The organism is Streptomyces sp. SID3212, assembly GCF_009865405.1.
Lineage (GTDB): Bacteria > Actinomycetota > Actinomycetes > Streptomycetales > Streptomycetaceae > Streptomyces.
In genome coordinates this window covers 1-7,629 of sequence record NZ_WWJY01000146.1, presented here as the reverse complement: position 1 = coordinate 7,629, position 7,629 = coordinate 1, and the positions used below count along the sequence as shown (strand labels likewise).

Sequence of the window (7,629 nt, the reverse complement as noted above, 5' to 3'; positions counted from 1 at the left end):
GTCGCCCGCCGCCCCCAGGTACGGTCGCCGGCCGCCGCTCGTCAGTTGCGGGCCGCAGGCTCCCGGTTCGAAGGGCGGTCCCCCTGCGGGGCCTTCTCCGCCGGGGCGCGCCCCGGGAGGAACAGCGCGACCACCGCCACCCCGATCAGCGCCACCGCCGCCGAACCGAGCGCGGTCAGGTGCATCGCGTGCAGGAACGCGTCGTGCGCCGACTCGACCAGCGGGCGGCCCGCCGGGCCCAGCTTGCCCGCGACCGTGAGCGTCGCCTCGATCGACTCCCCCGCCGCGTCCCGCGTACCCGCCGGGAGCGCGCCGAGGTGGCTCTCGATGTCACCGCGGTACGTGGCGGACAGCACCGACCCCAGGACCGCGACGCCCAGCGCGCCGCCCACCTGGCGGAAGGTGTTGTTGATCGCCGAGCCCGAGCCGGCCTTCTCGCGGGGCAGTGCCTGCATGATCGCCACGGTGACCGGCGGCATGATGTGGGCCATGCCCGTACCGAGCACGAAGTAGTCGACACACAGCACCCACACCGGCGTGCCCGCCGTGAACAGGGCGAACGCCGCCAGGCCCCCGGCCACCAGCACCATGCCGGCCGTACAGACGACCCGGGCGCCGAACCGGTCGACGACCAGCCGCGCGCGGGGCGCGAAGATCATCTGGGCGGCGGCGAGCGGCACGATCAGCAGGCCGGACCGGAGCGCGCTGTAGCCGCGCACGCTCTGGAGGTAGAACGCCGAGAAGAACGTGACGCCCATCAGCGCGAAGAACACCAGCGCGATCGCGGCGACGGCGGCGGCGAACGCCGGCTTCTTGAAGTACGTGACGTCGATCGCCGGGTGGCTGCTGCGCTTCTCGTGCCACACGAAGCCGGCCAGGACGGCCACCCCGCCCAGCAGCGGCGCCAGCACCGAGACCTCGGTGAAGTCGGCCAGCTCGCCGCCGCGGATGATGCCGTACACCAGCAGGACCAGTCCGATGATGGACAGCACCACGCCCAGCGGGTCGAGCTTCCCCGGCCGGGGATCCCGGGAGTCCGGCACCAGCAGCACCATGGCGATCAGCGCCACGACGGCCACGGGCACGTTGACCAGGAAGATCGAGCCCCACCAGAAGTGCTCCAGCAGCAGACCGCCGGTGATGGGGCCGATGGCTATGCCGAGGCCGACACTGCCCGCCCAGATGCCGATGGCCTTGGGCTGCTCGTCGCGCTCGAAGACGTTCATCAGGACGGCGAGGGTGGCGGGCATCACGAACGCCGCGCCGAAGCCCATCAGGGCGCGGTAGCCGATCAGTTCGGCCGGTGAGCCGGACATCGCGGCGAGCGCCGAGCCGACGCCGAAGACGGCGATGCCGAAGAGCAGTACCTTCTTGCGACCGATACGGTCGCCGAGGAGGCCCGCGGTGAAGAGCAGCCCGGCGAAGACCAGCGTGTAGCTGTTGATCGCCCATTCGAGCTCGCTCTGGGTGGCGCCGATGCCCTCGGGCGCGGGGGCGGCGATGGTCTTGACCGCGACGTTCAGGATCGAGTTGTCCAGCACGACGATGAGCAGGCTGAACATGAGGACGCCCAGGATCGCCCACCGGCGGCGGTGGACGGCTTCTGGGACACGGGATGCGGCGGCGGCCGACGCGCCGGACGGTGTGGACATGACCAGCAGCGTAACGCTATTTCGATACGAGACCGTCTCGTATTGGAAAGTCTTTACCCACGGTCGCCCCGGGTCCCACTTCCCGTGGACCGCTCCGGGATGCCACCATGGGTGTGGTCCGGGGACACCGTCAGGGTGCCTCGAGATGACGAAAGGGCCATCGGCCATGACTGCTCAGGCTGCGCACGACCAGCAGGGACAGCAGGATCATCAGCACAACCAGACCTCTCCGGCCTCCCCGGCTTCTCCGGCGGGACGCCCCGGGGACGGCACCAGAACGCTCTACGGCGGTACGAGCTCCCGCCGCGTCACCGTGCACGACCTCGCCGCCGCCAAGGAGCGCGGCGAGAAGTGGCCGATGCTCACCGCCTACGACGCGATGACGGCCTCCGTCTTCGACGAGGCGGGCATCCCCGTCATGCTCGTCGGTGACTCCATGGGCAACGTCCACCTCGGGTACGAAACGACCGTGCCGGTCACGCTCGACGAGATGACGATGCTCTCCGCCGCCGTCGTACGGGGCACGAAGCGCGCCCTGATCGTCGCGGACCTCCCCTTCGGCTCGTACCAGGAAGGGCCCGTCCAGGCCCTGCGCAGCGCCACGCGCCTGCTGAAGGACGCGGGGGTCGGCGCGGTCAAGCTGGAGGGCGGCGAGCGCTCCCACAGCCAGATCGAGCTGCTGGTGCAGGCCGGCATCCCGGTCATGGGCCACATCGGGCTCACCCCGCAGTCCGTCAACACCCTGGGCTACCGGGTGCAGGGCCGCGGCGAGGAGGCCGCCCAGCAGATGCTGCGCGACGCCAAGGCCGTGCAGGACGCGGGCGCCTTCGCCGTGGTGCTGGAGCTGGTGCCCGCCGAGCTGGCCGCCGAGGTCACCCGCATCCTGCACATCCCGACGATCGGGATAGGCGCGGGGATCGAGACGGACGCGCAGGTCCTCGTCTACACCGACATGGTGGGACTGACCGGCGGCAAGGTGCCGCGCTTCACCAAGCAGTACGTGAACCTCCGCCAGACCCTCGGGGACGCGGCGAAGGCGTTCGCCGACGAGGTCGTCGGGGGAACGTTCCCGCAGGAGGAGCACACCTTCCACTAGCCACTGCCGCACGAGCGACGGCCCGCCGATCTTCCCCCGTCGGCGGGCTGTTGCGTGCCCGGAGGGGCCCCGGCCCGCCGGGGCGGAACGTGCTTGTCGGTGGAGTGTGGTTGTCTGTGGAACGTGTTTGTCGGTGGAATGTCGGCCGCGCGCCGGGCGCCTGTCGGACATCTGTCGGCGCGTTGTCGGTGGCACCTGGTCCCATAGGGGCATGACGCGAATCGACAAGAACCCCAACGGCGGCCGCACCGGCAACGCCGTCGAGGTGCGGGGGCTGGTCAAGCACTACGGCGCCACCAAGGCTCTGGACGGCATCGACCTCGATGTCCGCGAGGGCACCGTCCTCGGTGTGCTCGGGCCCAACGGCGCCGGCAAGACGACGCTCGTCCGCATCCTCTCCACCCTCGTCCAGCCGGACGCGGGCACCGCCATGGTCGCGGGGTACGACGTGCTCCGCCAGCCGCGCCAGCTGCGCCGCACCATAGGACTCACCGGTCAGTACGCCTCGGTCGACGAGAAGCTCTCCGGCTGGGAGAACCTCTACATGATCGGCCGGCTCCTCGACCTGTCCCGCGCGGACGCCCGCCGCCGCTCCGACGAGTTGCTGGAGCGCTTCTCGCTCACCGAGGCCGCGAAGAGGCCCGCGATGCAGTACAGCGGCGGTATGCGCCGCCGGCTCGACCTGGCCGCCTCGATGATCGGCCGCCCGGCCGTGCTGTATCTGGACGAGCCGACGACGGGGCTCGACCCCAGGACCCGTAACGAGGTTTGGGAGGAGGTGCAGCGGATGGTCGCCGAGGGGGCGACGGTCCTGCTCACCACCCAGTACATGGAAGAGGCCGAGCAGCTGGCGAACGAGCTGACGGTCATCGACCGTGGCCGCATCATCGCCAGCGGCGGCGTCGACGAGCTGAAGGCGCGGGTCGGCGGCCGTACGCTCCAGATCCGCCCGGCCGATCCGGCCCAACTCGCCCCCATGGCCCAGGCGCTCACCGACAGCGGACTGGTCGGCCTGGCCGGCGCCCAGGCCGATCCGGCGGAGGGTCTGGTGCACGTGACCATCCTCAGCGACGAGCAACTGACCGCGGTCATAGGCCTGCTGGGCGAGCGCGGCTTCGGCATCGCCAACATCGGGACCCATCTGCCCAGCCTGGACGAGGTGTTCCTGGCCATCACCGGCCAGAAGACCTCTCTCTCCGACGACGACGCCACCGACACCGACACCGCCGCCGGCAGCGGCACGACACCCGAGGAGGTCGCCGCATGAGCACCACCACGCTGCCCACATCCACTCCCGAGACGCCGGCCGCCGGACCGGGCGACCGGTTGCCGCGAGCCGCCTCGGCCGCCGTCGTGGACGACGCCCGGATCGGACTGCGGGCGAACCTGCGGCACATCGGCGCGCTCGTGCGCCGCAACGCGCTCCAGATCAAGCAGGACCCGGAGTCGATGTTCGATGTCCTGCTGATGCCGATCATCTTCACGCTGCTGTTCGTGTACGTCTTCGGCGGCTCCGTCGGCGCGAGCCTCGGCGGGAGCCGTGGCGAGTACGTCAACTACGTGATCCCGGGCCTGATGGCGATGATGGGCATGAACATCGCCATGGCCGTCGGCACCGGTGTGAACGACGACTTCCGCAAGGGGGTCATGGACCGGTTCCGTACGATGCCGATAGCGCGCTCGTCGGTCCTCATCGCGAAGATCGTCGTGGAGATGGGCCGGATGCTGGTCGCCACGGCCATCCTGCTCGGCATGGGTTTCCTGCTCGGCCTGGAGATCAAGTCCTCGGTGCTCGACCTCTTCGCGGCGATCGGGCTGTCCACGGTGTTCGGTGCCTCGCTGATGTGGATCTTCATCCTGCTGGGGTTGACGATGAAGACGGCGCAGGCGGTCCAGGGGACGGCGATGCTCGTCCTGATGCCGTTGCAGTTCGGCTCCTCGATCTTCGCCCCGCCGTCCACGATGCCGGGCTGGCTCCAGGCCTTCACGGACTACAACCCGCTGTCCAACCTGGCCGACGCGGCCCGGAGCCTGATCAACGACCAGCCGCTCGGGCACTCGGTGTGGATGACGCTGGGGTGGTCGGCGGGGATCACGCTGGTCTCGATGCCGCTGGCGGTGGCCAAGTTCCGCAAGAAGTCCTGAGGCGGGCGCGGGTGGGGCGGGGCGGCGCGGTCGTACGGGGGCGGGGCGGCGCGGTCGTACGGACCGGGCCGCCGCCTCCCCGTCCCCTGTCCCCCGTCCCAGCCCTCACACGCGGGCGACGGCCTCCTCCAGCGAGAGGTGGCCGCCTTCCGCGTACGCCGTCCCGAACGCGTCCTCGTCGCCGAGCGCGGCCATCGCCGCCAGCACGGCCCGGCGCGAGGCGGCGAGCAACTCCCGCTCCGTCGGGGGCCGGAAGTGACCGGCGGGGGTCAACGCCTCGGACGCGCCGAGCAGCCGGGCCGCCTCGCGGGCCCGCTCCTTGTCGTCCCCCGCCAGGCCCGCCAGCGCCCACGCGGCCGTCGCCAGATAGCCCGCCGCCATGTGCGGGGCGACCATCTGGGACAGCACCGAGTGGGACTGCCGCAGCGCGTTCCGTATCTCTTCGAGCGCCTCCGCGTACCGGCCGTCCTCGCAGTCCAGCCAGGCGTACGCCCCCTGGATGAAACCCTGGAACACGGCGAGCGTCTCGTGCCGGAAGGCCTCCGAGATCACGCCCAGATGCCGCCTGGCCTCCTCCCCGCGCCCCGTACGGCCCAGCCGCAGCGCGAGGAAGAGCCGGGCCGCGATCAGCGACTCGTGCGAGACGTCATGGCTGTCGTCCAGCACCGCGCGCAGTATCGCCTCGCCTTCCGCCGCGCGGTCGGTCTCGAACATGCTGCCCGCCATCCGGGCCCGCAGCACGGCGATCTGGCTCCGCGCGCCCAGGCTTTCGACGTGGCCGATCGCGGCGGCGAAATCGGCGACGGCGAGTCCGTACTCCCCGCGTCTCTCCCGGGCCTCGCCGCGCGCCGACAGCGCCTCCGCCCTGCCCCAGGCGTCACCGAGGGTGTCGTAGATCTCCAGGGCGCGGTCGGCGTCCCGGTCCGCGTCGTCGGCCCACGCGCCGCGGTTGGCGAGGATGTTGGCCCGCATCTGGAGCGCGCCGGCCAACTCCCAGTCGTAGCCGAACCGTTCGCAGGCCGCCACGGTCTCGTCCAGTACGTCCCTGAGCCGTTCGTCGCCCCCGTGCATCAGGGTCGCGAAGAACCAGAGCGAGGCGGGGAACCGGCAGGTCTGGGGCAGCCCGGCCCGGTAGACGCGGGCGACGTTCCGCAGCCACTCCTGCCGCTCGGGGCTCTCCCACTCGTCCTCGGCGTGCTCCAGGGTGACCATCTCGACGATCCGCACCTGGCGCCGGGCCTCGATCAGCTGGTCGTCCGCCATGGGCGGCGGGAGGTCCGTGCACCGGAGGTGCAGGGGCGGGGCGGGTTCGGCGGGCGGGGCGAAGGGGTCGGGGCCGAGGGACGCGGCGGCGGCGGCCCACTGGCGGCCCTCGTTGCGCATGTCGCGCATCGACCAGAACCAGGCGAGCGACAGGACCATGCAGAGGACCTCGTGCTCGTCGCGGGCGGCGACGGCGCGGCGGAGGGCGGTGCGGAAGTTCTCGTGCTCCAGCTGGAGCAGGGCGAGGGCCGCGAGCTGGCCGGAGCCGCGGAGGAGGGGGTCGGTGGTGCGGGCGAGCTCGCGGTAGTGGACGAGGTGCCGCCGCTCGGTGGCGGCCCGGTCACCGGCCTGGCGGCCGGCCTGGTCACCGCCCTGGTCGCCCACCCCCTCACCCGCCTGGTCGAGGCGCTCGGCGGCGTACTCGGCGACGGTCTCCAGGAGGCGGTAGCGCATGTCGCCGTCCGGCGAGGGGGCGGCGACGACGAGGGACTTGTCGATGAGGGAGCCGAGGAGCGCGGGGACGTCGAGGGAGCGTACGGGGTCGCCCGGCGTCGTACCGGCGCAGACCTCTTCCACCGCCGCCAGGCCGCAGCCGCCCGCGAAGACGGACAGGCGGCGCAGGACGGCGCGTTCGGCCTCGTCCAGCAGGTCCCAGGACCAGTCGACGACCGCGCGCAGGGTCTGCTGGCGGGGCAGGACCGTCCTGCTGCCGCTCGTCAGCAGTCTGAACCGGTCGTCGAGGCGGTCGGCGATCTGCCGGGGGGACAGCAACCGGAGGCGGGCGGCGGCCAGTTCGATGGCCAGCGGCAGCCCGTCGAGGCGGCGGCAGATCTCGGCGACGGCCGCCGGGTCGGCGTCCGGGTCGAAGTCGGGCCGCACGGACCGGGCCCGCTCGGTGAACAGCCGGTGCGCGGACCGGGGCGGCAACGGCTCGACGGGCCGTACGACTTCACCCGGCACCCCGAGCGGTTCCCGGCTGGTGGCGAGAACGGTCAGGTTCGGGCAGCGGGCGAGCAGTTCCTCGGCGAGGGTGGCAGCGGCGCCGATCACGTGCTCGCAGTTGTCGAGGAGGAGGAGCATGCGGCGGCGGGCGCAGTGCTCCGCCAACCGTACGAGCGGCTCACCGGCCTGCCGGTCGACGGCCCTGAACTCCTCGGCCCCCGCCCCGCGCAGCACGGTCTCCCGCGCCCCGAGCGAGGTCAGAACGGCTTCGGCGACGGTCTCCGGGTCGTCCACGGGGGCGAGTTCGGCCAGCCAGACCCCGTCGGGCCAGGCCTCGGAGGCCCGTTCGGCGGCCTCCTGCGACAGCCGCGTCTTCCCGGCCCCACCGGGCCCGAGGAGCGTGACGAGACGAGCCCCGGAGAGGTCGGCCCGGATGGCGTCGATGTCCCCCTCCCGCCCGACGAAGCTGGTGAGCCGGGCCCGGAGGTTGCCCGGGGCGGGGACGCCGGTGGCGGGGACGCCGGACGCGGC

At 72.2% G+C, this 7,629-nt stretch carries 5 protein-coding genes; 3 read left to right on the top strand and 2 right to left on the bottom strand.

Annotated features, from left to right (window positions below; all coding sequences use genetic code 11):
- Positions 1-41: 41 nt before the first annotated feature.
- Positions 42-1,652, bottom strand: coding sequence for an MFS transporter (locus tag GT042_RS04205; RefSeq protein WP_161307342.1), 1,611 nt, complete (start codon positions 1,650-1,652; stop codon positions 42-44).
- A gap of 166 nt (positions 1,653-1,818) precedes the next feature.
- On the opposite strand from GT042_RS04205, the gene panB reads away from it, so the two are divergent.
- The 3 genes from panB (at position 1,819) to GT042_RS04190 (ending at position 4,893) form a co-directional block, all read left to right on the top strand.
- The gene (gene panB / locus GT042_RS04200; RefSeq protein ID WP_161307341.1) at positions 1,819-2,748 is read left to right on the top strand and encodes a 3-methyl-2-oxobutanoate hydroxymethyltransferase; all 930 of its coding nucleotides are present in this window, start codon (positions 1,819-1,821) and stop codon (positions 2,746-2,748) included.
- Positions 2,749-2,959: 211 nt separating this feature from the next.
- Positions 2,960-4,015: an ATP-binding cassette domain-containing protein gene (locus tag GT042_RS04195; protein ID WP_161307340.1), complete on the top strand. Its 1,056-nt coding sequence runs from the start codon at positions 2,960-2,962 to the stop codon at positions 4,013-4,015.
- Entirely contained in the window at positions 4,012-4,893 is an 882-nt protein-coding gene (locus GT042_RS04190; protein WP_161307339.1) for an ABC transporter permease, read from the top strand. The genes GT042_RS04195 and GT042_RS04190 overlap by 4 nt, the downstream gene beginning before the upstream one ends.
- Positions 4,894-4,998: 105 nt before the next feature.
- On the opposite strand, the gene GT042_RS04185 is transcribed toward GT042_RS04190, so the two are convergent.
- The coding region (locus GT042_RS04185) for an AAA family ATPase (RefSeq protein WP_161307338.1) at positions 4,999-7,629 on the bottom strand (2,631 nt) is incomplete at its 5' end.

Coding starts and splice junctions, on each gene's coding strand:
- GT042_RS04205 (WP_161307342.1), bottom strand. CDS start 1,652: ATGTCCACACCGTCCGGCGCGTCGGCCGCCGCCGCATCCCGTGTCCCA.
- GT042_RS04190 (WP_161307339.1), top strand. CDS start 4,012: ATGAGCACCACCACGCTGCCCACATCCACTCCCGAGACGCCGGCCGCC.
- GT042_RS04195 (WP_161307340.1), top strand. CDS start 2,960: ATGACGCGAATCGACAAGAACCCCAACGGCGGCCGCACCGGCAACGCC.
- panB (WP_161307341.1), top strand. CDS start 1,819: ATGACTGCTCAGGCTGCGCACGACCAGCAGGGACAGCAGGATCATCAG.